The sequence below is a fragment of the Bradyrhizobium sp. Ce-3 genome, from assembly GCF_022835695.1.
Taxonomy (GTDB): Bacteria; Pseudomonadota; Alphaproteobacteria; order Rhizobiales; family Xanthobacteraceae; genus Bradyrhizobium.
The window spans coordinates 315068-339469 of the sequence record NZ_BQUV01000001.1 but is presented as its reverse complement, the minus strand read 5'-3'; the positions used below and the strand labels follow the sequence as shown (position 1 = coordinate 339469).

The window sequence follows — 24402 nt, the reverse complement described above, 5'->3', positions numbered from 1 at the left end:
GGGTCTTGCGATGACCAGGGTTGCCAGCATCGGCGAATGCATGATCGAGCTGCGGCAGGCGCCGGGCGGCCAGGTCGGCGGCCTGTATTCGCGCTTCTATGGCGGCGACACGCTCAACACCGCGGTCTATCTGTCGCGGCTCGGCGTCCACATCGACTACATCACGGCGCTCGGCGACGATGCGCTCAGCGATGAGATGATCGCGGGCTGGGCGGCGGAAGGCATCGGCACCAAGCATGTCGCGCGGCTGGCCGGCAAGCTGCCCGGGCTCTATCTGATCCAGACCGACGACAAGGGCGAGCGGCGCTTCTTCCACTGGCGCGACAGCGCCGCCGCGCGCGTGCTGATGGATCTGCCCGAGACCGACGACCTCCTCAATTCGCTCGCGACGTATGACGTCGTCTATCTCTCGGCGATCACGCTCTCGATCCTGCGCGAGGAGGGCCGGGAGCGGTTGATGGCGGCGCTGAAACGCGCGCGGCTGCTCGGCACACGCTTTGCGTTCGACACCAATTTCCGTGCCCGCGGCTGGCCGGACCTCGCCGTCGCGCGAAACGTCTTCAGCGGCGCGTTCGAGGCCGCCGATATCGTGCTGGCCTCGACCGAGGATCTGGCGCCGCTTTATCCCGGCGAGAGCAACACCGCGCTGCTTGCCGGAATCTCGAGCCCCGAGGTGGTGCTGAAGCTCGCCGAGCCCGCCTGCATCGTGCGCTCCGCCGGCGGAACGCACGAGGTGAGGGCGGAGCCGCTGCCGAAGCCCGTGGTCGACACCACGGCCGCCGGCGACAGCTTTGCCGCGGCCTATCTCGCCGCACGGCTCTCTGGCGCCGAGCCCGAGGAGGCGGCACGCGCCGGCCATCGTCTCGCCGGCGTCGTGGTGTGCTATCCGGGTGCGATCATCCCGCGCTACGCCATGCCGCCGAAGAAGGCGCCTCGTCCCCCACCATCACGCAAGGCCTCGCAATGACGACACCATCAAAGCAGGACCAGATCGCCGAGCTGATCCGGCAGGCCACCGTGATCCCGGTGCTGACCATCGAGCGGCTCGAGGACGCGGTGCCGCTTGCCAAAGCGCTGGTCGCCGGCGGCGTGCGCACGCTCGAGGTGACGCTGCGCACGGCGGTCGCAGCCGATGCGGCCAAGGCCATCATATCAGAGGTGCCCGATGCGGTGGTCGGGATCGGCACCATCCTCAATGCCGACGATCTGGCGCGCGCCGAGGCGCTCGGCGCCAAATTCGGCATCAGCCCAGGCGCGACGCCCGAGCTGTCGAAGGCGGTAGCTGCCAGCCGGCTGCCGTTCGCGCCGGGGATCGCGACCGCCTCCGAGCTGATGCAGGCGCTGGCGCATGGCTTCGACGTCGTCAAATTCTTCCCGGCCGAGCAGGCTGGCGGTATCAAAGCACTGCGGGCTCTCGCCGGTCCATTCCCGCATGTCCGGGTCTGCCCGACCGGCGGCATCGGCGAGGCCAATGCGGCGACCTGGCTCGCCGAGCCGAATGTGCTGGCCGTCGGCGGTTCCTGGCTTTGCCCGGCCTCGGACATCCGCGCCGGCAACTGGGCCGGCATAACCGCCATGTGCGCCAAGGCGATGAAAACGCTGAAAGCCGCCTAGAACCGCGCTCCGATGGTATCGGAGCGCGGTTCTAGATTCTGGTTTGACGCGTTTTCTTCACGCGAACCGGTATCCACTTCGCTCGAAAACGCTCTCAAGATACGTTACATAACTCCCTGAACAGGAACCGGGAGAAACGGCCATGACTGCAGCCAGCATTGTGGGTTGGGCGCACACGCCATTCGGAAAATTCGACGCCGAGACCGTCGAGGGTCTCGTGGTCAAGGTCGCCAACGAGGCGCTGGCGGATGCCGGCATTGCCGCCTCCGACGTCGACGAGATCATGCTCGGCCATTTCAACGCCGGTTTCTCGCCGCAGGATTTCACGGCCTCGCTGGTGCTGCAGGCCAACCCGGCGCTGCGCTTCAAGCCGACGACCCGCGTCGAGAACGCCTGCGCCACCGGCTCGGCCGCGGTGCACCAGGGCATCCGCGCCATCGAGGCGGGTGCGGCGAAGATCGTGCTGGTGGTCGGCGTCGAGCAGATGACGAAGACGCCAGGCCCGGAGATCGGCAAGAACCTGTTGAAGGCGTCGTATCTGCCCGAGGACGGCGACACGGTCGGCGGCTTCGCCGGCGTGTTCGGCAAGATCGCGCAGGCCTATTTCCAGAAATACGGCGACCAGTCCGATGCGCTGGCGATGATCGCCGCCAAGAACCACAAGAACGGCGTCGCCAATCCCTATGCGCAGATGCGCAAGGACTTTGGCTTCGAGTTCTGCCGCGCCGAGAGCGACAAGAACCCGTTCGTCGCCGGCCCCTTGAAGCGCACCGATTGCTCGCTGGTGTCGGACGGCGCCGCCGCGCTGGTGCTGACCGGCGCCGAGACCGCCAGGACCATGGGCAAGGCGGTGAACATCCGCGCCACCGCCCATGCGCAGGATTTCCTGCCGATGTCCAAGCGCGACATCCTGCAGTTCGAAGGCTGCACCACCGCCTGGCAGCGCGCGCTGCAGAAGGCCGGGCTGCAGCTCTCCGATCTGTCCTTCGTCGAGACCCATGACTGCTTCACGGTCGCCGAGCTGATCGAATATGAAGCGATGGGCCTGACGCCGAAGGGGCAGGGCGCGCGCGCCATCATGGAAGGCTGGACCCAGAAGGACGGCAAGCTGCCGGTCAATCCGTCCGGCGGCCTCAAGGCCAAGGGCCATCCGATCGGCGCCACCGGCGTCTCGATGCATGTGATGAGCGCGATGCAGCTCGCAGGGCGAGCGCCCGAGGGCATGCAGCTCAAGAGCCCGCAGATCGGCGGCATCTTCAACATGGGTGGTGCGGCGGTCGCCAACTACGTCTCGATCCTCGAGCCGGCCAAGTAACTTGAACATTGCCGAATGGCTGGCAGCGACGGCGCGGGCACGACCCGATGCGCCGGCGCTGCTGACCGGCTTCGACCTCGACGCCGACTACGCAACCTTCGCCCGCCGCGCCGCCTCGATCGGGGCGGCGCTGGCACGCGATCACGGCGTTGTCGCCGGCGACCGCATCGCGCTGTTTGCATCGAACTGCACGCAATATCTCGAATGCCTCTACGGCATCTGGTGGATCGGCGCCGCCGCGATCCCGATCAATGCCAAGCTGCACGGCCGCGAGGCCGCGTGGATCTGCGGCAATGGCGGCGCGAAACTGGCCTTCGTGTCCGATGACACGGTCGGCGCGCTGCTTGAGGCGAAGGACGATTGTCCCGCCGGCATGACCATGCTGTCGGTCGACAGCGGCGCGTTCAAGACGATGCGAAGCGGCGAGGGGCCGCCCGCGCCGCTGCCGCGCGAAACCAACGATCTCGCCTGGCTGTTCTATACATCGGGCACGACCGGCCGTCCCAAGGGCGTGATGCTCAGCCACGGCAATCTGCTGGCGATGTCGCTGTGCTATCTCGCCGACGTCGATCCCGCGACGCCGAACGATGCCTCGCTCTATGCCGCGCCGATCTCGCATGGCGCCGGGCTGTACAATTTCCCGCACGTCCGGATGGGCGGCCGCCACGTGGTTCCTGAAACCGGCGGCTTCGATCCGGACGAGGTGCTCAACCTCGGCCGCCAGCTCGACAATGTCGTGATGTTCGCGGCGCCCACCATGGTGCGCCGGCTGGTCGAGGCAGCCAGGAAGCGCGGCGAGAACGGCGAGGGGCTGCGCACCATCATCTATGGCGGCGGGTCGATGTACACCGCAGATATCATCGATGCGATGGCGACGATGGGCCAGCGTTTCGTGCAGATCTACGGCCAGGGCGAGTCGCCGATGACGATCACGGCGCTGTCGCGCGACTGGCACCGCGCGAGCGATCATCCGCGCTATCTTGAGCGGCTGGCCTCGGTCGGGACCGCGCAGAGCCTCGTCACCGTGCGCATCACCGGAAAGGACGGCACGCCGCTGCCTGCCGGCGAGACCGGCGAGATCGAGGTCAAGGGTGCGACCGTGATGCTCGGCTACTGGAACAATCCGAAGGCCAATGCCGAGACGCTGAAGGACGGCTGGCTGCGCACCGGCGATGTCGGCCGGCTCGATGCCGACGGGTTCCTGACGCTGTCGGATCGTTCCAAGGACGTCATCATCTCCGGCGGTACCAACATCTATCCGCGCGAGGTCGAGGAAGCGCTGCTAACCCATCCCGATGTCAGCGAGGTCTCGGCCATCGGCGTGCCTGATCCGGAATGGGGCGAGGTCGTCGTCGCCTGCGTCGTGCTCGCGGACGGCGCCACCGCCGACGACGGCAAGCTCGACGCGCATTGCCTCGCCTCGATCGCCCGCTTCAAGCGGCCGAAGCGCTATGTCTATCTCGATGCCCTGCCGAAGAACAATTATGGCAAGGTGCTGAAGACCGCGTTGCGGGAAATGATGGCCAAAGGAATAGGCCAAGGAACGGGCTAAGGGACCGGCTAAGGGATAGGCCGCCGCCTTCCGTCGCGCTAAGCTGCCTGCGCCTGTCACCGGGAGAACGGACCATGGGAATCGAGACGTCTCTGTCGCTGTCGGAAGTGAACGATCGCATCGCGATCCTCCGGGACAACATCAGGCAGCTGATCGAGCAGGCCGCGGGCGCTGCGGGCGCCGAAGTCGAGGAGCGCATCGCCGAGCGGCTTGAGCAGCAGAATGCGGAACTGGAGAAGCTGCTGAAGGCGCGTGAGAAGATGACCGGGCAGTAGCCGGCATCGGGCCGGCGCTGGGTAGGCGTCGCGTGCCCGCCCGGCGTTCCGTCGCGCGGAAACGCGCCTCGCCGCCCCCGCGCATACGCCCATACGCCCGGCGCAGCTTGATCTCGGCAAAGACCTCCCGTTACTAGGATTCAATCCAGAACATCCGGGAGCGAACAGCACGATGGGACCACTGCAGGGTATCAAGGTCGTCGACATGACGACCGTGCTGATGGGACCCTATGCCACGCAGATGCTTGGCGACTACGGCGCCGACGTCATCAAGGTGGAATCCCCCGATGGCGACGTGACGCGGCAGATCGGTCCGACGCGGCATCCCGGGATGGGGCCGGTGTTCCTCAACACCAACCGCAGCAAGCGTTCGATCTGTCTCGATCTGAAGAAGCCGGCGGGCCGCGAGGCCGTGCTGCGGCTGATCGCGAAGGCCGACGTGCTGGTCTACAATGTCCGCCCGCAGGCAATGGCGCGGCTGCAACTCGGCTACGACGTCGTCGCCAAGGTCAATCCAAAGCTGATCTATGCCGGCGTGTTCGGCTTCGGCCAGGACGGGCCCTATGCCGCCAAGCCCGCCTATGACGATCTGATCCAGGGCGCGACCGCGCTGCCGGCGCTGATGGCGCAGACCTCGGACGGCGTGCCGCGCTATGTGCCGAATGCGCTGGTCGACCGCATCGTCGGCCTCACCGCGGTCGGCGCGATCTGCGCCAGCCTCGTGCATCGCGACCGCACCGGGCAGGGCCAGCGCGTCGACATTCCGATGTTCGAGACCATGGCCGGCTTCGTCATGGGCGACCACATGGGCGGGCTGACCTACGATCCGCCGCTCGACAAGGGCGGCTATGCGCGGCATCTGTCGCCGGACCGACGGCCGTACAAGACACTGGACGGCTATATCTGCGTGATCGTCTACAACGACAAGCAGTGGGAGAATTTCTTCAAGGCGACCGGCCGCGACGATCTGCGCAGCGATCCGAAATTCGCGACCTTCGCCGGCCGCGCCAACAACATCGACGTCGTCTACGCCGAGCTCGCACGCACCCTGCAGACCAGGACCACGGCCGAGTGGAACGCGATCCTCGAGAAGGCCGACGTGCCCGTGATGCCGATGCACGATCTGGAGAGCCTGCTGCAGGACCCGCACATGGTCGCGACCGGCGTGTTCCCGGTGATCGATCACCCGACCGAAGGCCGGATCCGCAGCATGACGCCGTCGGCGCGCTGGTCGGAGACCAAGGTCGAACCGAGCCGGCTGGCGCCGCGGCTCGGCGAGCACAGCGAGGAAATCCTGCGCGCGGCAGGTTTCTCCACCGACGAGATCGCGGCGATGCTGCGCGACGGCGCCGTCAAAGCGGCGCAGGCATAGGAGCACGACCGATGGATTTCGCACTCTCCGCCAATCAGGAATCGATCCGCGACGCGGTGGCAAAAATCTGCTCGCGCTTTGATGAAGCCTACTGGCTGAAGAAGGACAAGGAGGGCGGCTATCCGGCCGACTTCCACCGCGCGCTGGCCGATGCCGGCTGGCTCGGCATCTGCATCCCCGAGGAATATGGCGGCTCCGGCCTCGGCATCACCGATGCCGCGATCATGATGCGCACGATCTCCGAATCCGGCGCCGGCATGTCCGGCGCGTCGGCCGTGCACATGAACGTGTTCGGCCTCAATCCGGTGGTGGTGTTCGGCACCAAAGAGCAGTGCCGGCGCATGCTGCCGCCGATCATCGACGGCCGCGACAAATCCTGCTTCGCGGTAACCGAACCCAACACCGGCCTCAACACCACGCAGCTCAAGACCCGCGCCGTGCGCCAGGGCGACAAATACATCGTCAACGGCCAGAAGGTGTGGATCTCGACCGCGCAGGTCGCCAACAAGATCCTGCTTCTGGCGCGCACCACGCCGCTGGAGGAGGTGAAGAGCCCGACCCACGGCCTCAGCTTGTTCTATACCGATTTCGACCGCAAGCGCGTCACCGTGCACGAGATCGAGAAGATGGGCCGCAAGCCGGTCGACTCCAACGAGCTGTTCTTCGAGAACTTCGAGATACCGGTCGAGGATCGGATCGGTGAGGAGGGCCGTGGCTTCGAATACATCCTGCACGGCATGAACCCCGAGCGCATCCTGATTGCAGCCGAAGCCGTCGGCCTCGGCCAGATCGCGCTGAAGCGGGCGTCGGACTACGCCAAGGGCCGCATCGTGTTCAACCGTCCGATCGGCATGAACCAGGCGATCCAGCATCCGCTGGCGAAGTGCTGGATGGAGCTCGAAGCCGCCTGGCTGATGGTGCTGCGCGCCGGCTGGCAATACGACCAGGACCTGCCGTGCGGCCCCGCGGCGAACGCGGCGAAATATCTCGCCGCGGAAGCCGGCTTCCACGCCTGCGAGCAGGCGGTGATGACCCATGGCGGCTTCGGCTACGCCAAGGAATATCACGTCGAGCGTTACTTGCGGGAATCCCTGATCCCGCGCATCGCACCGATCAGCCCGCAGCTCATCCTCAGCTTCATCGGCGAGAAGGTGCTCGGCCTTCCGAAGTCGTATTGATGGTGACGGAAAATGTCTCCACCCGTCATTCCGGGGCGGCGCGCAGCGACGAGCCCGGAATCCATAACCACGATCGTGAGTATGGATTCCGGGCTCGCGCTACGCGCGCCCCGGAATGACGAAGAGAGGGATGTAACACCATGAGCTTCGTCACCGGCGTCGGCCTCACGTCCTACGGCAAGCACGAGGGCCTGTCCTCGCTCGACCTGATGAGCAAGGCGGCCGAGCTCGCCATCTCCGATGCCGGGCTGAAGCGTGCCGACATCGATGGCATCCTCTGCGGCTACTCCACGGTCTCGCCGCACATCATGCTGGCCACCGTGTTCGCCGAGCACTTCGGCATTCGCCCGGCCTATGCCCACGCCGTGCAGGTCGGTGGCGCCACCGGACTTGCGATGACCATGCTGGCGCATCACCTCGTCGATGCCGGGGTTGTAAAACACGTGCTGGTGGTCGGCGGCGAGAACCGGCTGACCGGACAGAGCCGCGACGCCTCGATCCAGGCGCTGGCCCAGGTCGGCCACCCCGACTACGAAGTGACGCTGGGCCCGACGATCCCTGCCTATTACGGCCTGGTCGCGACACGCTACATGCACGAGTACGGGCTGACCGAGGTGGACCTCGCCGAGTTCGCGGTGCTGATGCGCAAGCACGCGCTGATGCATCCCGGCGCGCAATTCCACGAGCCGATCACGGTTGCCGACGTGATGGCCTCGAAGCCGGTGGCGATGCCGCTCAAGCTGCTCGACTGCTGCCCGGTGTCCGATGGCGGCGCGGCGTACGTGATCAGCCGTGAGCCGACCGGCGACAAGCGCGTGCGTGTCCGCGGCTGTGCCCAGGCGCACACCCATCAGCACATCACCGCTGCGCCCGCGCTGAGCGAGCTCGGCGCCGAGATCTCGATCGCGAAGGCGAAGCAGGCCGCGGGCGTCGCGATCTCGGACGTGCGCTACGCCGCGGTCTACGACAGCTTCACGATCACGCTCGCGATGCTGCTGGAGGACCTCGGCCTCGCCAGGCGCGGTGAGGCGGCAGCGCGGGTGCGCGCCGGCTATTTCAATCAGGACGGCGAGCTGCCGCTCAACACCCATGGTGGCCTGCTCAGCTATGGGCATTGCGGCGTCGGCGGTGCGATGGCGCATCTGGTCGAGACCCATCTGCAGATGACCGGCCGCGCCGAAAACCGTCAGGTGCGCGACGCCTCGGTCGCGCTGCTGCACGGCGACGGCGGCGTGCTGTCGTCGCATGTCAGCATGTTCCTGGAGCGCGTGCGATGAGCGGACCGATCGCCGACTGGACCAAGGGCAGTGAGGCCATCGTCTATCAGAGCTGCAACGCCTGCGGCGCGCGGCAATATTTCCGCCGCAGCTTCTGCGCCGCCTGCGGCTCGCCTGACCTCGCCGAGCATCGCGCGAGCGGGGCAGGCACGGTGTATGCAACCTCGCTGGTCTGCCGCGCCGCGACGCCGGAGACGAGGGCGCATGTGCCCTACAACATCGTGCTGGTCGATGCCGACGAGGGCTTTCGCATGATGGCCCATGGCGACAACGATCTCGCCATCGGCGACAAGGTGTTGGCAGGCTTCACGCAATTTGCGGGACGGCTGGTTCCGTACTTCGCAAAGGCGAAATGAGGGGCTGAGCGATCAGGTCAGAACGCGCGACCAGGCTGAACCGGTTCGCTCCTGCCCCTCATAGTTTTGCGGATACTAGTGCCAATAAAACACAAAGCTGGCGATGACGAGCATCGCCGTCACCGCCAGCATTTGCGCAAGCGCTTCCGAGGCCGCCCTCCTTGTGGCTTCCTTCATGCGTTTCCCCTCAGACCTGGGCGTGACTCATCGTTGCGCAAATTGCGCGAACGACGGCCAGATTTTGTACTCGGAACACCCCGCGTCGAGCATTCGCTTTTGACGAGTCCCCACTCAGCGAATATCGACTGTGTCAGGGTTGTCTGGGAATGCGGCGGCAATTTGACTCGCGCGTGTTGCTCCTGCGACAGCAGGCGGATACTGTTTCGGAACCGAGAGAAACGACAGCAAGATCAAGGTTAGGAAATGGCCCGCATCGACTACTCCGATCCCGCGAAGGCAAGCCCGCGCACCCGCGAGATCCTCGACAAGAACCGCAACGCCAACATCTTCCGCATGATGGCGCATTCGCCGAGCTACTTCGAACAATATTGCCGGCTCGGCGGCGCGATCCGTCACAAGGGCGAGCTCGATCCCATCGTGCGCGAGCTTGCGATCACGCGCACCGGCATTCTCTGCGAGGCGCCGTACGAAATCGTCGCGCACAAGCGCATCGGCAAGAATGTCGGCGTCACCGACGAGCAGAACGCCGCGCTGGAGAACTGGCAGCAAGCTGCCTGCTTCAACGAGGTGCAGCGTGCGGCGCTGACCTTCACCGACGAGATCGTCAAGCTGAAGAAGCCGACGGATGCGACCTTCAAGGCGATCGCGGCGCTGCTGACACCGGCCGCGCTGATCGAGCTGCAGCTTTCGGTCGGCTTCTACATCATGACGTCGAAGTTTCTCGAGACGTTCGAGATCGACATGCAGCCGGTGACGGAAGTGGTGAGCTAGACGTCGAGCCGCGCGGCTCCTTGCCTCGCCCCGTGAGGGCGGGGTCAAGGGGCGCTCGCACAATTTCGGAATAATGGAAAAATACCCCTGAGTTGCCCGGCGTGTCAAGTGGCCATATCGCACGCTGGCCACCGCCGGCTACTGTGCATGGGGTTGTTTTCGATATTTTGGCCGGGCGCCCTGCGACGGCCGGCCATGGCTAGCCCGACGTCAGCAGATCCACCTTGGCATTTGCCACGATCAGGCGGTCGGCGAGGATCTGCGCCAGGTTGCGCATGATCCGCTCGCCGGCGCGCGGGTGCTGCTCGCGGAAGCGCTCGAAGTCGGCGATCGTCACCTCATAGGCGGCGGCCGACATGTCGGCGAGCACGTCCGCCGAGCGGTTGGGCTCCAGCAGCGCCATCTCGCCGAATGCCATGCCGGCAGTCAGGGTCGCGAGCCGGATGCCGTCGGGCAGGGTGACGTGGACCACGCCGCTGCGCAGGAAGAACAGCGAGGCCGCCGCGCTGCCGGCGGCGATGATCTTCTCGTTCGGCTGGTAGGTCCTGACAGTACAGAGCGCGGTGAGCTCGGCGATCTCTTGCTCGCTCAGTCCGGTGAGCAGCGGCTGCTCGGACAGCTCCGTGGTCTCGAGGAAGTCGATCGAGCCGCCGTAGCGGTAGACGATCTGGTCCTCGGCCCATTCGATCGCGGTGTCGAGTAGATAGAAGTCCCTGATATTGCCGAGCCGGTTGGTCCACTCGCTGATCGTGGTCCATTCGCGCGAGGTCCGCTTGATGCCGGACAGGATCACGGTGACGCCGAGCTCGGCCAGTTCCTGGAACGCCTCCGACACCAATCGCGCGCCGGCACGGGTCGTCGCAGTGACGCGGCGCAGGTCGAAGATCACGAATTCCGGCCGCGGGCTGCCGGCGAGGCGGCGCGAGACGTAGTCGACATTGGAGAGCGACAGCGTGCCGACCAGCTCGATCACGCGCACCTCCTGGAAGTGCTTGGCCAGGATCTCCTGCTCCTGCGGCCGGCGCACCCGCCGCGACGGGTTCTTGCCGATATTGTAGTCGGCGATGATGCTGTGGCGGGCGTCGTCGCTGCGGTTCAGCATGTGCAGGTCGTAATGCGCCGACAGCGCCTCGCAGACCTTGATGCCGCGCACGCTGTTGCCGTGCTTGTCGAGCTTCGGCGAGTAGCTGCCGAGCCCGAGCCGTGCCGGCAGCGCCGCCAGGATGCCGCCGCCGACGCCGCTCTTGGCGGGAATGCCGACGCGGTAGATCCATTCGCCGGCGTAATCGTACATCCCCGACGAGGTCATCACCGACAGCGTGCGGGCGATCGCGTAGGGCGTCACCACCTGCTCGCCGGTCACGGGATTGATGCCGCGGTTGGCCAGCGTCGCGGCCATGACCGCGGTGTCGCGCGCGGTGACCAGGATGGCGCATTGCCGGAAATAGACGTCGAGCACCGCAGGCACGTTCTCGGTGATCACGCTGTTGGTGCGCAGCAGGTAACCGATCGCCCGGTTGCGGTCGCCGGTGGCGCTCTCGGAGGCGTAGACCGCCTCGTCGACATCGAGCTCGCGGCCGGCGAAGCGGCCGAGCGCATGGCGGATATAGTCGAACGCGCTGTCGCCCTTGTCGGCATGCAGCAGGCCGGAGCAGGCGATCGCGCCGGCATTGACCATCGCGTTGAACGGGTGGTTGTCGGCGTTGAGCCGGATCGAATTGAAGGGGTCGCCGGACGGCTCGACGCCGATCACGCTCTCCACCCGCTCGGCGCCCAGCGTGTCCAGCGCCAGCGCGAACACGAACGGCTTTGACATCGACTGGATGGTGAAGGGCGCCCTGGTGTCGCCGACCTCGTAGACGTGGCCGTCGAGCGTCGCCAGGCTGATGCCGAAATGGGCAGGGTCGGCCTTGCCGAGCTCGGGGATGTAATCGGCCACCGCTCCGCCGGCTTCCGGGAGGAAGTCTGCGTAACACGTGTGCAGAAACCGCAGCAGCGGCGGTTTCGAGCTGGACCAGGCCGTGGTGGTGGCGGTGACGGGAGGAGGCGATCGTTTCATCGCCTCCTGTTGTGCAACGCAATCAGGGCGCGCGCAACTGGTTCGGAACCAGCGCCTGGCGGCGGACCAGCATCAGCGCGGTCAGGATGGTCGGGGCCAGGATCGCAAGCCCCAGCAGCGTCACCTGCAATTGCGACAGCGGGTTGATGCCGCCGCCCGGCGTCGCGAGCACGAAGCCGCCGATCACCAGCAGCACCCGCAGCGGCCATTCCAGCGCACCTGCGCCGCGGAGGTCGCCGACGAAGGCCTGATAGCCCTGGATGCCGCCGCAGATGAACAGCGTGCCGCACGCCGCGAGCGCCATCAGGCCGAGGCCGGCGAAATAGGGGCTATCTCCCTGCAGCACCAGCGCCGGGTTCAATACGAAGAAGAACGGGATGAAATAGATGATGCTGCCGACCCACATCGATTCCCATCCGGTCTTCATCGCCGGCGAGCCGGCGATGCCGGCCGCGGCGAACGAGGCGATCGCGACCGGCGGCGTGATCGAGGACAGCATGCCCCAGTAGAAGATGAACATATGCACGGCCATCCGGTTCAACCCGAGCTTCTCCAGCGCGGGCGCAACGAGGATGGCAAGGAAGATGTAGCAGGCGGTCGTGGTCAACCCGAGGCCGAGGATCAGGCTGGTGAAGGCGCACATCAGGAGCAGCAGGAAGGCGTTGTCGCCGGCGAGCGTCAGGAGATCGTTGGCGAGGCTCGAGACCACGCCGGTCATCGAGAATGCGCCGATCAGGAGACCGCAGCCGGCGAGAATGCCGACCAGCTCGACGAAGGTGCGACCGTTGACCTCGAGGAATTTGGCGATGGTCCCGAGCGTCCAGCGGCTGTCTTTGGAGAACATCTGGTTGAGCACCAGCAGCAGCGCGGTTGCGTAGAACGGTGCGTGGCTCTCGCGCTTGAAGTACAGCAGCATCACGACCAACAGCGCGATCACGAAGACGTAGTACCAGCCGTCCCTGATCGTATCCATCACCCGCGGCAGCTCGGCGCGCGGAATGCCCTTCAGCCCGTGACGGGCGGCGTAGGAATCGACCTGCATGAACAGGCCGACGTAATAGAGCGCGGCCGGGATGATCGCGGCGACCGCGACCTCGGCATAGCTGACATTGAGGAACTGGGCGATCACGAACGCGGTTGCGCCCATCACCGGTGGCGCCAGCACCGCGCCGGTCGAGGCGCAGGCCTCGATCGCGCCGGCATAGGAGGCGCGGAAGCCGCTCTTCTTCATGACCGGGATCGTCATGGTGCCGGCGGTCAGCACGTTGGAGACGATCGAGCCCGACATCATGCCGAGCAGGCCGGAGGCGAAGATGCAGACCTTGGCGGCGCCGCCGCGGAACGTGCCGCACAGCGCGAAGGCGAGGTTGATGAAGAATTTTCCGGCGCCGGTCATCATCAGCGCGGTGCCGAACACCAGGAAGCCGATCACGGTATCGGCGAAGGCCTGGATCGGAATGCCGAGCAGGCTTTCACCGGAGAGCACGTGATACGCCGTGGCCTGGTCCAGCGTGAGCTGCGAGCCGCGGAACGGGCCGAGCCAGCCTGCCTCCGCGAACAGCGGATAGACCGTGAAGGGGAAGACGCTGAGCAGCAGGCTCCAGCCGCCGGTCCGGCGCAGCGCCTCCATCAGCATCGCCCACATCACGAGCCCGGCGATGATGACGTTCTGCGGCGCGCCGTCGGACTCCCAGCCATATTGCGCGGCCTTGCGCACGTTGAGCATCAGCCAGATCGAGGCGGCGAAGGTCGCGACGGCGAGGGCGAGGTCATACCACGGGATGCGGTTGAGCGGCGCGCGCTCCGATCCCGGGAAGATCAGGAACGTGAACGGCAGCATCAGCGCGATCAGGAGATAGAAATATTCGGTGTTGAGCTGGGTGTAGTCGATGAAGAAGCGCAGCGAGAATTGCTGGTTGATGCAGAGCAGGATGGTGGCGGCGGTCGCCACCACCAGCGCCCAGCGCCACGGTCCGCCCAGAGTGCGCACGCGCGTGACCTCGGCCTCCTGCAGGTTGTCGAGACCGGCATGCGGATCTTCAAACTCAATTCGTTTCGCAGGCGCAGCCGCGACATTGTCCGCCATCACGCATCCCCAGTCTTGTCGGTTCTGGCCGCAGTCTCGGCAGGTTTCACTCGAAGCCGTTGGGCATGTCGGCCTTGGCGAGCGCTGCGGCGCGCGCCTTCATCCAGCCGTCGAGGAAGGCTTTCTCGTCCGAGGGCGGGCTGGACTTGCCATAGTCCGTCCAGGCGGCGGCGAGCACCTCCTGGCGCTTGTAAAGCGCATTGTTGTGCGTTTCCTGCGCATCGCTCCAGTGGCCGGCCTCCTTGAGCGCCTTCACCGCGCCGGGATGCACGGGGACGACCCAGTTCTTGGTCTGCCGGTCGGCGGCGAGACCGGCGGCACCGGGCGCCGAATCCTTGTAGGCGTCGTAGTTGACGATCATCGCCTTGGTGATCGGATAGATCTGGTCGGCCGGCTGCGCCGCATAGGCGACGAAGATCGGGTACGGGTAATTGCCGAGCTGGATCGGCTTGTCCGGCGAGATGCCGGCGCCGCAGGTCGCGGTTTGCGGGAAGAAGAACGAGCCGACCTTCTTCACCCGCGCCCAGCCTTCCTTGTCGTCGGCGGGCAGCGGCGGCCACATCAATCCGCGCGGCGAGGTCTCGGCTTCCTTGGCGGGGCCGGTGATCGTGGTGCCGAAGGCGGCGTCGGTGTCGTTGTTGACCAGGCCCTTCCACATCGCGCCGTAGCTCGCGAACTCGACGATCTTGACGTCCTTCTGGGTGAGGCCGCCGAAGGCGAGCATCGCGAGCGAGTTCTGGTTCAGCGCCGGCGAGCCGACCACGAAGCCGACGCGCTTGCCGCGCAGATCCTTGATGTCCTTGACCCCGGCATCCGCGGCGACGCCGAGCGCGCCGCAATTGCAGTCGACCGACGACAGCAGCAGTTGCAGCTGCTGCGGTCCCCATTCCTTGGCGCCGAACTCGAACACGCCTTCCTGCGCGAAATAGGTGCCCGATCCCATCGCCGAGGAGATCGCGCGCTTGGCGCGCAGCGGCGCGAGCCGCGCGACGTCATTGCCGGCCGGCAGCACGCGGACGTCGGTGCCGTATTTGTCCTTCATCATCTTGCCGACGCCGACCGCGATGTTGAAGCCGGCAGTGCCGGTGTCGTAGGCGGTCACCGCCATGGTCGGCGGCAGCTTGATGTCCTCGGCCGAGGCGGGCCGGGCAGCGACGATGGAAAAGCCGGCAAGAGCGGCAGGCGCGAGCGCCATCAGCCGAAGAAGCATAATTCCTCCCATTGTTTCGTTGTGCGAAACTTTTCTTGAGAGAAATGATTGCATCACGAACTTGCGATGGCAACGCCACCACGTGCGCAAGCCGGCGATTTATGCCCGTGCATCACCGGACAGATTGTCGCGGGTGAGATTTGAGCGGCGGCCGTCAGGTCTCGACGATCGCGACGGCCTGGCCTTCAGCGATGACATCGTCCATTCTGACCAGAATCGACTTGATTTTGCCTGCTGCCGTCGATGTGACCGGGATCTCCATCTTCATCGCCTCGACGAACGCGATCTCGTCGCCGTCGCCGATGCTGCTGCCGGCTTCAACGGGAAGCGCGCAAACGCGCCCGGCAACTTCGGTCACAACCTTGATCTCTGGCATTCCACTCTCCGATACCGTCTTGCGGAAATTTCGTCCGGCGAACGGCTTTTTGTTGTGGCGGCAGATTGCCTGAGGTAGCTTCTTCTGCAAGTGGAATTTTATTCCGCAGGACGGAATGGAGCCAGACAAATGGGACGGCGCTCGGAACGGCTTAGCAGGCAGGGAATGCTCGCCAGCGAGACAGGCGATGGCGATGTGATCCAGGTTGTGTCGCGCGCCTTCGATGTGTTGCGGTGCTTCGAGGGACACGAGGCGCGGCTCGGCAATCTCGAAATCTCGAACCGCTGCGGCCTGCCGCGTTCGACGGTGTCGCGCTTGACGCACACGCTGACGCGGATGGGACAGCTGGTCTATCTGCCGCGCGATCAGAAATATCGGATCGGCCCGAGCGCGGTCGCGATGAGCACCTCGATGATGAAGGGGCTGCAGCTGCGCAACCTGATCCGGCTGCGACTGCAGGATGTCGCCGATCAGTTGCCCGGCACGGTGGGCTTCGTGATCCCCGACCGCTTTCATCTGGTCTATCTGGAGTTCGCCCGCGCGGCGAACGCGCTCGGCCTGCACGAAGCCACCGGCAGCCGCATCTCGATGGCGACCACCGCCGCCGGCCACGCCTACACCGCCGCGCTCGATCCCGCGGTCGGCGACGCGTTGATCGCGGAGATGGAAGGCGAGTTGCCCGAGGGCGCCAAGATGCTGACGCCGCGTATCGACGCCAACCGCCGGCATTTGCAGGAGCACGGCTATGTCGTCGCCTGCGGCCTGTGGAGCCCGCACATCAACGGGGTCGCGGTGCCGCTGTGGTCGCCGCAATATCAAACCTATGTGGTCACCACGATCGGCCTGCTCTCGGCGATGTATGACGAGCAGCGGCTGCACCGCGAGGTCGCGCCGCAGATGGTCGAACTCGCCGCCGCGCTCGGCAGCCTGCTCGAAGGCGCCGACGGCGACATCTTCAGCAATCGGATCGAGCGCAAGTCGCTGCCGGTGACCACCCATAACAACAACAAAATCATCAAGACGGGAGCAGTGAATGAACTGGAAGCCGGAACTCGACGACCTCGCCCGGCGCGAAGCGTTCGCGCGGGAGATGGGAGGCGTTGACAAGGTCAAGCGGCAACGCGACCAGGGCCGGCTCACGGTTCGTGAGCGCATCGACAAGCTCGTCGACCAGAACAGTTTCCACGAGGTCGGTGCCATCTCCGGCATCGCAGAATACGACGAGAGCAACGAACTCAAGCATCTGACGCCGGCGAACTGCGTGTTCGGCCGCGCCAGGGTCGACGGCCGCACCGTGGTGGTGGTCGGCGACGATTTCACCGTGCGCGGCGGCTCGGCCGATGCATCGATTTCCGCCAAGCCGTTGATGGCGGAGGAGATGGCGCATGACTTCCGGCTGCCGATCGTTCGCGTGATCGAAGGCTCCGGCGGCGGCGGCTCGGTGAAGACGATCGAGACCAGGGGCGCGGCCAATCTGCCAGGTGGTGTCGGCGGCACGCGCTGGTACTGGTACACGACCGCCAATCTGGCGCGCGTGCCGGTGGTCGGCCTCGGGCTCGGCTCGGTCGCGGGCCTTGGCGCCGCGCGGCTGGCGGCCACGCATTACTCGGTCATGACCAAGAGCTCCGCGATGTTCGTCGCCGGCCCGCCGGTGGTGAAGCGGCTCGGTCAGGATCTGACCAAGCAGGAGCTCGGCGGCGCCGACATCCAGACTCGTGCCGGCGCGATCGATCAGGCGGTCGAGACCGAAGAGGAGGCGTTCGACTACGCGCGGCGCTTCCTGTCCTACCTGCCGGCGTCGGTCTACGATCTGCCGCCGACCATTCCCTGCACCGACGATCCGGAACGTGCCGAGGAGTCGCTGCTGAAGGCCGTGCCGCGCAATCGCAAGCAGGTCTACAAGATGCGGCCGATCATCGAGGCCGTGGTCGACAAGGGCTCGTTCTTCGAGGTCGCCAGCAATTTCGGCCGGCCGGTGATCACCGGCCTGGCGCGGATCGAGGGCAGGGCGGTGCTGCTGCTGGCCAGCGATCCCTTCCACTATGGCGGCTCGTGGACCGCGGATGCCTGCGCCAAGGTGGTGCGCTGGGTCGACTTCGCCGAGACCTTCCATCTGCCGGTGGTCTACCTGATGGATTGCCCCGGCTTCATGATCGGGCTCGAGGCGGAGAAGTCGGCGACCATCCGTCACGGCGTGCGGGCGATGGCGGCGGTCAACCAGAGCACAGTGCCGTGGTGCACCATCATCATCCGCAACGCCTTCGGTGTCGCCGGTGTGGTACATCAGCCGGCCAACCGCTTTTCGATGCGCTATGCCTGGCCGTCGGCCTATTGGGGCTCGCTGCCGCTCGAGGGCGGCATCGAGGCGGCCTATCGCGCCGAGATCGATGCGGCGAGTGATCCCGCCGCCAAGCTGCGCGAGATCGAGGACCGCCTCAACAAGCTGCGCTCGCCGTTCCGCTCGGCCGAGAAGTTCTGGGTCGAGGAAGTGATCGACCCGCGCAAGACGCGCGCGCTGCTCTGCGAGTTCGCACGTCTGGCAGAGCCGATCCGCAAGGCCGGCCCGCCGAGCAACATGTCGACGCGGCCGTAAACCGATTCCTCAATCGTCATTGCGAGGAGCCCGCGACAAAGTTGCAAAGCAACTTTGCGCTGAAGCGACGAAGCAATCGACGTCTCCGCAGGCGGCAGCATGGATTGCTTCGCGGAGCCTGTCATCCGGCGGCGCTTCGCGCCGACCGGGTGGCTCGCAATGACGGCGGAACGGGCGAGGCTTTCTACTCCGCTTCGCGATGCACGTCGTGGATCACGATGCCCATGCCGCTTTCGGGCATCTTGATCCATTCGCGCCGCTTCAGCGAGCGCTTGGTGTCCTCGTGTCCGCTGGCCCAGTGCTCGCGCATCGAGGTGCCGGAGAATTCGTGGTCCTTGGCGTCGCCCTCATAGGCCTTCTGCTGATAGATCAGCTGCAGCAGCGTGATCCCGGGCAGCCGGCTGTTCGCCTTCTTGAGCTGGCGCTCCTCGTCCGACAGCTGGTCGTCTGGGATTTTCCCCAGCGCGTTGTGCAGGGCGGTGCGCAGATTGTAGGTCTTGCGGTAGACGTCGGTGTTGTAGCGGGTGCGCGACGAATACATGATGTCCTTGTGGCGGGCCATCACGTCCTGGATATCGCGCGGCAGCACGCCGCGCGCCGAGAACAGGTCGACCTGGAACACCAGCGAGTTGGCGTTGTCCTCCTGGTCGAGCAAATGCTGCAGCGGCGTATTTGACACGATGCCGCCGTCCCAGAAATGGTCGGTGCCGACCTTCACCATCGGCAGCGCCGGCGGCAACGCGCCGCTCGCCATGATGTGCTCGGGGATGATCTCGTCATGGGCATTGTCGAAATAGATGAAGTTGCCGGACAGCACGTTCACCGCGCCGACCGCAAAGCGCATCTTCTTGGAATTGATGCGATCGAAATCGACCAGCTCGAGCAGCGAGTCGCGCAGCGGCGTGGTGTCGTAATAGCTGGTGGCGGTGCGCGCGCCGGCCGGGCTGAGCCACGGATTGGTCTGGTGCGGTGTGAAGAAGCCGGGCTGCCCCAGCGTCGTCGTCAGCCATGAACTGGTGAGATTGCGCGCCTTGCGGAAGATGTCGCCGTCCGGCGTGTAGTGCCAGATCTTGCGGCTGGTGATGCGATCCCAGAACGTATGCAGCCGCTCCAGCCGCTTCGAAGGCGGATTGCCGGCGATGATCGCCGAGTTGATCGCGCCGATCGAGACGCCGCAGACCCAGTCGGGTTCGATATTGGATTCATGCAGCGCCTGATAGACGCCGGCCTGATAGGCGCCGAGCGCGCCGCCGCCCTGCAGGACCAGGGCCACGCGATCGCATCCTTCGGGACGCCAGCCGGGCGTCGCGTGATCGATATCGTCGGAATAATGAGGGGTACGCGCGTCCATATCAGACACTCCAGAAATTCGCGGCGAGAATTCAGGGCGCCGATGACGCCGTGATGACAATTGCGCCGCCCGCGCGCGGTGCATCCGGCATGGCTGCCTGCATGGTTAGCATTGGCCTCACCAGTGAAACGCGGTTCACGCGGCTGAAGGAAATTCCTCATCTCGCTGTCAATTTTGGCCGGTAGCTTCCGCGCAAACTTTTCAAACAGGGGGTTATTGCGATGCGCAGGGAAGATCTGCTCAAGCTTCCGTCCATGCCGGCCGCCGGTCCGAGCTATCCCGCCGGCCCGTACCGCTTCATCGATCGCGAATTCCTCGTCATCACCTATGAGACCGATCCGGAGCTGATCCGCGCCGGCCTGCCTGAGCCGCTGGAGCCGATCGAGCAGGCGATCGTTCACTACGAATGGATCAAGATGCCCGACAGCTCGGGCTTCGGCAGCTACACCGAATCCGGTCTCGTGATCCCGGCGCGGCTGCACGGTGAGGAGGTCAACTTCGTCTGCCAGATGTATCTCGACGATGATCCGCCGATCGCGGCCGGCCGCGAGATCTGGGGCTTCCCGAAGAAGTACGCCCATCCCAAGCTCGAGATCGTCAAGGACACGCTGACCGGTACGCTGGAATATGCCGGCCAACTCGTTGCGATGGGCACGATGGGCTACAAGCACGAGAGCATGGCGGGCAACGGCGACGTCACCCGCGCCACGCTGTCGAAGACCCAGATCAATTTGAAGATGATCCCCGGCGTCGACGGCCATCTCGAGATCTGCCAGCTGGTCGCGATCAATCTGACCGACATCAACGTCAAGGGCTCCTGGATCGGGCCCGGCCGGTTGCACCTGGTGCCGCACGTCAACGCGCCGGTCGCGGACTTCCCGGTCAAGCGCGTCGTCGGCGCGCATCACTACATCGCCGACCTGACCCTGCCGTTCGGCCGCGTCGTGCATGACTACAACAAGGAAGCGGCCGAAGCCGACGCACCGACCGGCCTGGCCGCGGAGTAGGGCTTGGCGCTGACATAAAACTGTAACGGGCGCGTCCTCCAATGTTGTGACGAAGGACGCGCTTGCTCGGTTTTGCGCGTGGGCGAGGGTTTGGGCATGTCATTTCACGCGGTTGCTTTGGAGGCCGGCGATGCTGGCTGATCCGCCTCCCGCTCCGGTTGGGTCGCTGCTGACCCGCGAGGCGGTTCCCGGCCTGGTCTGGGCGTTTCGCCTGCACCATGACGGCCGCGCCGAGGCGCTCCCGATCGATGCGCCGATCGAGCCGAGCCATGACGGACGGCTGTGGCTGCACTTCAACCTGACCGACGTCCGCACCCGGACATGGCTCGCCAACATGCACATCGCGCAGCTCGCGCGGGACCTCTTGCTCTCGAACGACAACTTCCAGCAGATCCACGTGGTCGACAATTGCGTCTACGGCGTGTTCTCCGATCTGGTGCGGGATGTCGAGGCGGCGACCCGCGAGACTGGCTTTCTCCGCTTTGCGATGACCGAACGCCTGCTGGTCAGCGGCCGCCACCAGGCGCTCTGCTCGGCCGATGCGACCCGCCGCGTGCTCGAAGGCGGCCATCGGGTCGGCAGTGTCGCCGCGCTGCTGGAAAAGATCGTCGACGAGATTGCCGACACCATGGACCGCATGGCGGACAAGATCGGCTCCGATATCGATGCGATCGAGGAGCGGGTGCTCGCCGAAGACACCGGACCTGAGCTGCGCAAGAATCTCAGCCGGATGCGTCGCACCTGCGTACGCTTGCATCGCCAGCTCGCGGGCCTGCGCGTGCTGTTCCATCGGCTCGAGCAGAAGAACACCGACGAACTTAACCCGGCACTGCGGCTGCAAGCCGGTAAACTGGCGCAGCGGCTCGACGGCCTCGACCACGATATCGTCGAACTGCACGAGCGCAGTCGCCTGCTTGAGGAGGAACTGCGCTTCAAGCTCGAGGAGGAGAGCAACAAGCATCTGCACGCGCTCTCCGTCGTCACCATGATGCTGCTACCGCCGACGCTCGTCACCGGCATCTTCGGCATGAACACCAAGGGACTGCCGCTGACTGACACTGACAGCGGGTTCCTGGTCGCGGCGGGCCTGCTGATCGGATCGGCGGTGCTGGCCTATCTGCTGATGCGGCGGCTCGGCATCGTCAAATAGCGCGATCGCACCGCGGCGTTCCCATGGGCAGAGCTTTTTCCCGCGCGACACTGCTGGCCGCGGCCCTCGCGCTCGGCGCGCCGGCGGCGCGTGCCGAGGACAAGCCGGTCGCCGACCGGATCGCCGACACCCGCGCGGCGCTGGAGGAAGCCGGCTACCAGTTCAGCCTGACCTATATCGGCGAGGGCTTTGCCAACGTCTCCGGCGGCGTGAGCAACGGCGCGGCCTATACCGGCCGTCTCGATCTCGGCACCACCATCGACCTCGAGAAGGTGACGGGCTGGACCGGCGCGACCTTCCACGCCAACATGTACCAGATTCACGGCGACGGCCTGTCGCGCAGCTATGTCGGCAATCTGTTCCTGGTGTCGGGCGTCGAGTCGCTGCCGGCGACACGGCTGTACGAGTTCTGGATCGAGCAGAAGCTGCTCGACGGCAAGCTCTCGGTGCGGGTCGGCCAGCAGGGCTCGGACGTCGAGTTCATCGACAGCCAGTACGACGACATCTTCATCAATTCGGCGTTGGGCTGGCCCGGCATCGTCGGCACCATTCTGCCGGCCGGCGGACCGTCGCCGCCGCTGGCGGTGCCCGGCATCCGGATCAAGGCCAATCTGTCCGACCGCATCACCGCCTATCTGGCGCTGTTCGATGGCTCGGCCTCGCCGCCGCAAGGGACGGACGACCCGCAGGTCCTGAACTCCCACGGGCTCAATTTCCGCGTCAACGATCCACCGTGGTGGATCGGCCAGCTCAAATACAAGTTCGAGATCGGCGAGAGCAAATTGCCGGCGACCATCACCGGCGGCGCCTGGTATCACATGGGCTCGTTCGCGGATCAGCGCTTCGGGGCCGATGGGCTGTCGCTGTCCGATCCCAACAGCTCCGGCGACACGCGCTGGCTGCGGCGCGACAACGGCATCTTCATGGTCTATGAGCAGCTGCTCGCTCGCGTCGCGCCTGACTCCGACAAGGGCGTCGCATTCTTCATGCGCGCTTCGGTCAGTCCATCCGACCGCAACCTGATCAGCACCTATCTCGACGGCGGCCTGCTGTTCACCGGCCTCAGCGACAAGTACCCGGACGACCGGCTCGGCATCGCCGCGATCTATGCCAAGATCTCCGACGCGGCCCGCGCGCTCGATCGTGACACCCAGATCTTCACCGGCACGCCGTATCCGATCCGCGACTATGAGGCGATCCTCGAGATCACCTACCAGCACGTGGTCAACGCCAATCTGACGCTGCAGCCGATGTTTCAATACATCGCGCATCCCGGTGGCGGCGCCGTTGATCCCAACGATCCGACGCAGACGCGTCGGATCAAGGACAGTGTGGTGTTCGGGATGCGCACCATCCTGTCGTATTGAGCTCAGGCCGCGGCCGGCTTGACCTCCAGTCTCGGCTGCGGCCGCGCGATTGCCAGCGTCAGCGCGGCGGCCATCACGCAGAGCGCGCCGGCGATGAAGAAGGCCGGCAGATAGCTCGCATAGATCGTGCGCGACAGGCCGGCACCGAACGCCGCGGCGCCGGCGCCGAGCTGATGGCCGGCAAAGATCCAGCCGAACACCAGATTGGCGCGCTCGGCGCCGAAGCGCTGCGCGGTCAGGCGCACCGTCGGCGGTACGGTTGCGATCCAGTCGAGCCCGTAGAACATCGCAAACACCGACAGGCCGTAGAACGTGAAGTCGGAGTAAGGCAGATACAGCAGCGACAGGCCGCGCAGGCCGTAATACCAGAACAGCAGATAGCGGTTGTCGTAACGGTCCGACAGCCAGCCCGAAATGATGGTGCCGAAGAAATCGAAGATGCCCATCGCGGCAAGCAGGCTCGCGGCCTGCACCTGCGGGATGCCGTAATCGAGGCACATCGGAATCAGATGGACCTGGACCAGGCCGTTGGTCGAGGCGCCGCAGACGAAGAAGGTCGCGAACAGGATCCAGAACACCGACGATTTCGCGGAGTCGCGCAGCGTGCCGAGCGCGACCGCCATGATCGGCGCATTGGCCGGCGGCGGCGCCGGCAGCGGCGCTGTGCCCTCATCGCCGAACGGACGCAGGCCGAGATCGCTCGGCCGGTCCCGCATCAGCATCAGCACGGCGAAGGCGGCGAGGCCGAGCATCACGCAGACCAGCCCGAGCGCGACGCGCCAGCCATAGCGCTCGGTCAAGGTCGCGAGCAGCGGCAGGAAGGCGAGCTGCCCGGTCGCGACGCTCGCGGTGAGCATCCCGATCACGAGGCCGCGCCGCGCCACGAACCAGCGTGCGGCGATGGTCGCACCGAGTACCAGCGCGGTCATGCCGGTGCCGATTCCGATCACGACGCCCCACAGCAGCACGAGCTGCCAGACCTTGGTCATCGCCAGCGAGGCGACGAGGCCGGAGACCACGATGAGCTGGGCTGCGAGCGTCACGTTGCGCAGGCCGTAGCGGTTCATCAGCGCCGCGGCGAACGGCGCCATCAGCCCGAACAGGATGAAGCGGATCGACAGCGCCGAGGAGATCTCGGCGGTGGACCAGCCGAACTCCTTCTGCAGCGGCACGATGAAGACGCCGGGCGCACCGACGGTGCCGGCCGAGATCAGCGCGGCCAGGAAGGTGACGGCGACCATCACCCAGCCGTAATGGATGTTGCGACGGGCGAGGGCGGAAGCAAGCCAGTTCGAGATCATAGGGCCCCGGAT

Annotated in this window: 21 protein-coding genes; 15 read left to right on the top strand and 6 right to left on the bottom strand. The window is 65.7% G+C overall.

Going from position 1 to position 24402, the window contains the following annotated elements; all coding sequences use genetic code 11:
* Window positions 1–10 precede the first annotated feature (10 nt).
* The 10 genes from BRSPCE3_RS01735 (at window position 11) to BRSPCE3_RS01690 (ending at window position 9890) form a co-directional block, all read left to right on the top strand.
* Window positions 11–967 (top strand): sugar kinase, encoded by a 957-nt coding sequence (locus BRSPCE3_RS01735; protein ID WP_244063839.1) that lies wholly within the window; start codon window positions 11–13, stop codon window positions 965–967.
* The gene (eda, locus tag BRSPCE3_RS01730; RefSeq protein ID WP_244063837.1) at window positions 964–1614 is read left to right on the top strand and encodes a bifunctional 4-hydroxy-2-oxoglutarate aldolase/2-dehydro-3-deoxy-phosphogluconate aldolase; all 651 of its coding nucleotides are present in this window, start codon (window positions 964–966) and stop codon (window positions 1612–1614) included. Before BRSPCE3_RS01735 ends, eda begins: the two co-directional genes overlap by 4 nt.
* A gap of 142 nt (window positions 1615–1756) precedes the next feature.
* The gene (locus tag BRSPCE3_RS01725) at window positions 1757–2929 is read left to right on the top strand and encodes an acetyl-CoA acetyltransferase (protein WP_244063836.1); all 1173 of its coding nucleotides are present in this window, start codon (window positions 1757–1759) and stop codon (window positions 2927–2929) included.
* A 1-nt stretch (window position 2930) separates the two neighbouring features.
* Entirely contained in the window at window positions 2931–4481 is a 1551-nt protein-coding gene (locus BRSPCE3_RS01720; protein ID WP_244063835.1) for a class I adenylate-forming enzyme family protein, read from the top strand.
* 74 nt (window positions 4482–4555) lie between these two features.
* Complete coding sequence (locus tag BRSPCE3_RS01715) at window positions 4556–4756, top strand: hypothetical protein (RefSeq protein ID WP_244063832.1); 201 nt, start codon at window positions 4556–4558, stop codon at window positions 4754–4756.
* A gap of 172 nt (window positions 4757–4928) precedes the next feature.
* On the top strand, window positions 4929–6128 hold the full coding sequence (locus BRSPCE3_RS01710) for a CaiB/BaiF CoA-transferase family protein (protein WP_244063830.1): 1200 nt from the start codon (window positions 4929–4931) through the stop codon (window positions 6126–6128).
* A gap of 11 nt (window positions 6129–6139) precedes the next feature.
* Window positions 6140–7306: an acyl-CoA dehydrogenase family protein gene (locus BRSPCE3_RS01705; protein WP_244063828.1), complete on the top strand. Its 1167-nt coding sequence runs from the start codon at window positions 6140–6142 to the stop codon at window positions 7304–7306.
* A gap of 140 nt (window positions 7307–7446) precedes the next feature.
* Window positions 7447–8583, top strand: a complete 1137-nt coding sequence (locus BRSPCE3_RS01700) for a thiolase family protein (RefSeq protein WP_244063826.1) — start codon at window positions 7447–7449, stop codon at window positions 8581–8583.
* The gene (locus BRSPCE3_RS01695; protein ID WP_244063824.1) at window positions 8580–8939 is read left to right on the top strand and encodes a Zn-ribbon domain-containing OB-fold protein; all 360 of its coding nucleotides are present in this window, start codon (window positions 8580–8582) and stop codon (window positions 8937–8939) included. The genes BRSPCE3_RS01700 and BRSPCE3_RS01695 overlap by 4 nt, the downstream gene beginning before the upstream one ends.
* A gap of 423 nt (window positions 8940–9362) precedes the next feature.
* A complete protein-coding gene (locus BRSPCE3_RS01690) occupies window positions 9363–9890 on the top strand; it encodes a carboxymuconolactone decarboxylase family protein (protein ID WP_194454885.1) in 528 nt (175 codons plus the stop codon).
* 199 nt (window positions 9891–10089) lie between these two features.
* On the opposite strand, the gene glsA is transcribed toward BRSPCE3_RS01690, so the two are convergent.
* From glsA to BRSPCE3_RS01670, 4 genes are all read right to left on the bottom strand, one after another.
* Window positions 10090–11949 (bottom strand): glutaminase A, encoded by a 1860-nt coding sequence (glsA, locus tag BRSPCE3_RS01685; RefSeq protein ID WP_244063822.1) that lies wholly within the window; start codon window positions 11947–11949, stop codon window positions 10090–10092.
* 22 nt (window positions 11950–11971) lie between these two features.
* Window positions 11972–14035, bottom strand: a complete 2064-nt coding sequence (locus BRSPCE3_RS01680; RefSeq protein ID WP_244063820.1) for a TRAP transporter permease — start codon at window positions 14033–14035, stop codon at window positions 11972–11974.
* Between the two features lie 46 nt (window positions 14036–14081).
* Window positions 14082–15245, bottom strand: a complete 1164-nt coding sequence (locus BRSPCE3_RS01675) for a TAXI family TRAP transporter solute-binding subunit (RefSeq protein ID WP_244063818.1) — start codon at window positions 15243–15245, stop codon at window positions 14082–14084.
* A 154-nt stretch (window positions 15246–15399) separates the two neighbouring features.
* Window positions 15400–15621: an acetyl-CoA carboxylase biotin carboxyl carrier protein subunit gene (locus BRSPCE3_RS01670; protein WP_244063816.1), complete on the bottom strand. Its 222-nt coding sequence runs from the start codon at window positions 15619–15621 to the stop codon at window positions 15400–15402.
* A 129-nt stretch (window positions 15622–15750) separates the two neighbouring features.
* Here BRSPCE3_RS01670 and BRSPCE3_RS01665 point away from each other — a divergent pair, with 129 nt between their 5' ends.
* A complete protein-coding gene (locus tag BRSPCE3_RS01665) occupies window positions 15751–16725 on the top strand; it encodes an IclR family transcriptional regulator (RefSeq protein WP_244063814.1) in 975 nt (324 codons plus the stop codon).
* Window positions 16655–18214, top strand: a complete 1560-nt coding sequence (locus BRSPCE3_RS01660) for an acyl-CoA carboxylase subunit beta (RefSeq protein WP_244063812.1) — start codon at window positions 16655–16657, stop codon at window positions 18212–18214. Before BRSPCE3_RS01665 ends, BRSPCE3_RS01660 begins: the two co-directional genes overlap by 71 nt.
* A gap of 184 nt (window positions 18215–18398) precedes the next feature.
* Here BRSPCE3_RS01660 and BRSPCE3_RS01655 read toward each other — a convergent pair whose 3' ends face one another.
* On the bottom strand, window positions 18399–19565 hold the full coding sequence (locus BRSPCE3_RS01655; protein ID WP_244063809.1) for a patatin-like phospholipase family protein: 1167 nt from the start codon (window positions 19563–19565) through the stop codon (window positions 18399–18401).
* Window positions 19566–19786: 221 nt separating this feature from the next.
* Here BRSPCE3_RS01655 and BRSPCE3_RS01650 point away from each other — a divergent pair, with 221 nt between their 5' ends.
* From BRSPCE3_RS01650 to BRSPCE3_RS01640, 3 genes are all read left to right on the top strand, one after another.
* Window positions 19787–20572, top strand: coding sequence for an acetoacetate decarboxylase (locus BRSPCE3_RS01650; RefSeq protein WP_244063807.1), 786 nt, complete (start codon window positions 19787–19789; stop codon window positions 20570–20572).
* A gap of 130 nt (window positions 20573–20702) precedes the next feature.
* Complete coding sequence (locus BRSPCE3_RS01645; protein WP_244063806.1) at window positions 20703–21722, top strand: transporter; 1020 nt, start codon at window positions 20703–20705, stop codon at window positions 21720–21722.
* 23 nt (window positions 21723–21745) lie between these two features.
* Complete coding sequence (locus BRSPCE3_RS01640) at window positions 21746–23089, top strand: carbohydrate porin (protein ID WP_244063804.1); 1344 nt, start codon at window positions 21746–21748, stop codon at window positions 23087–23089.
* 2 nt (window positions 23090–23091) lie between these two features.
* On the opposite strand, the gene BRSPCE3_RS01635 is transcribed toward BRSPCE3_RS01640, so the two are convergent.
* Window positions 23092–24390, bottom strand: coding sequence for an MFS transporter (locus BRSPCE3_RS01635; RefSeq protein ID WP_244063802.1), 1299 nt, complete (start codon window positions 24388–24390; stop codon window positions 23092–23094).
* Between the last annotated feature and the right edge of the window lie 12 nt (window positions 24391–24402).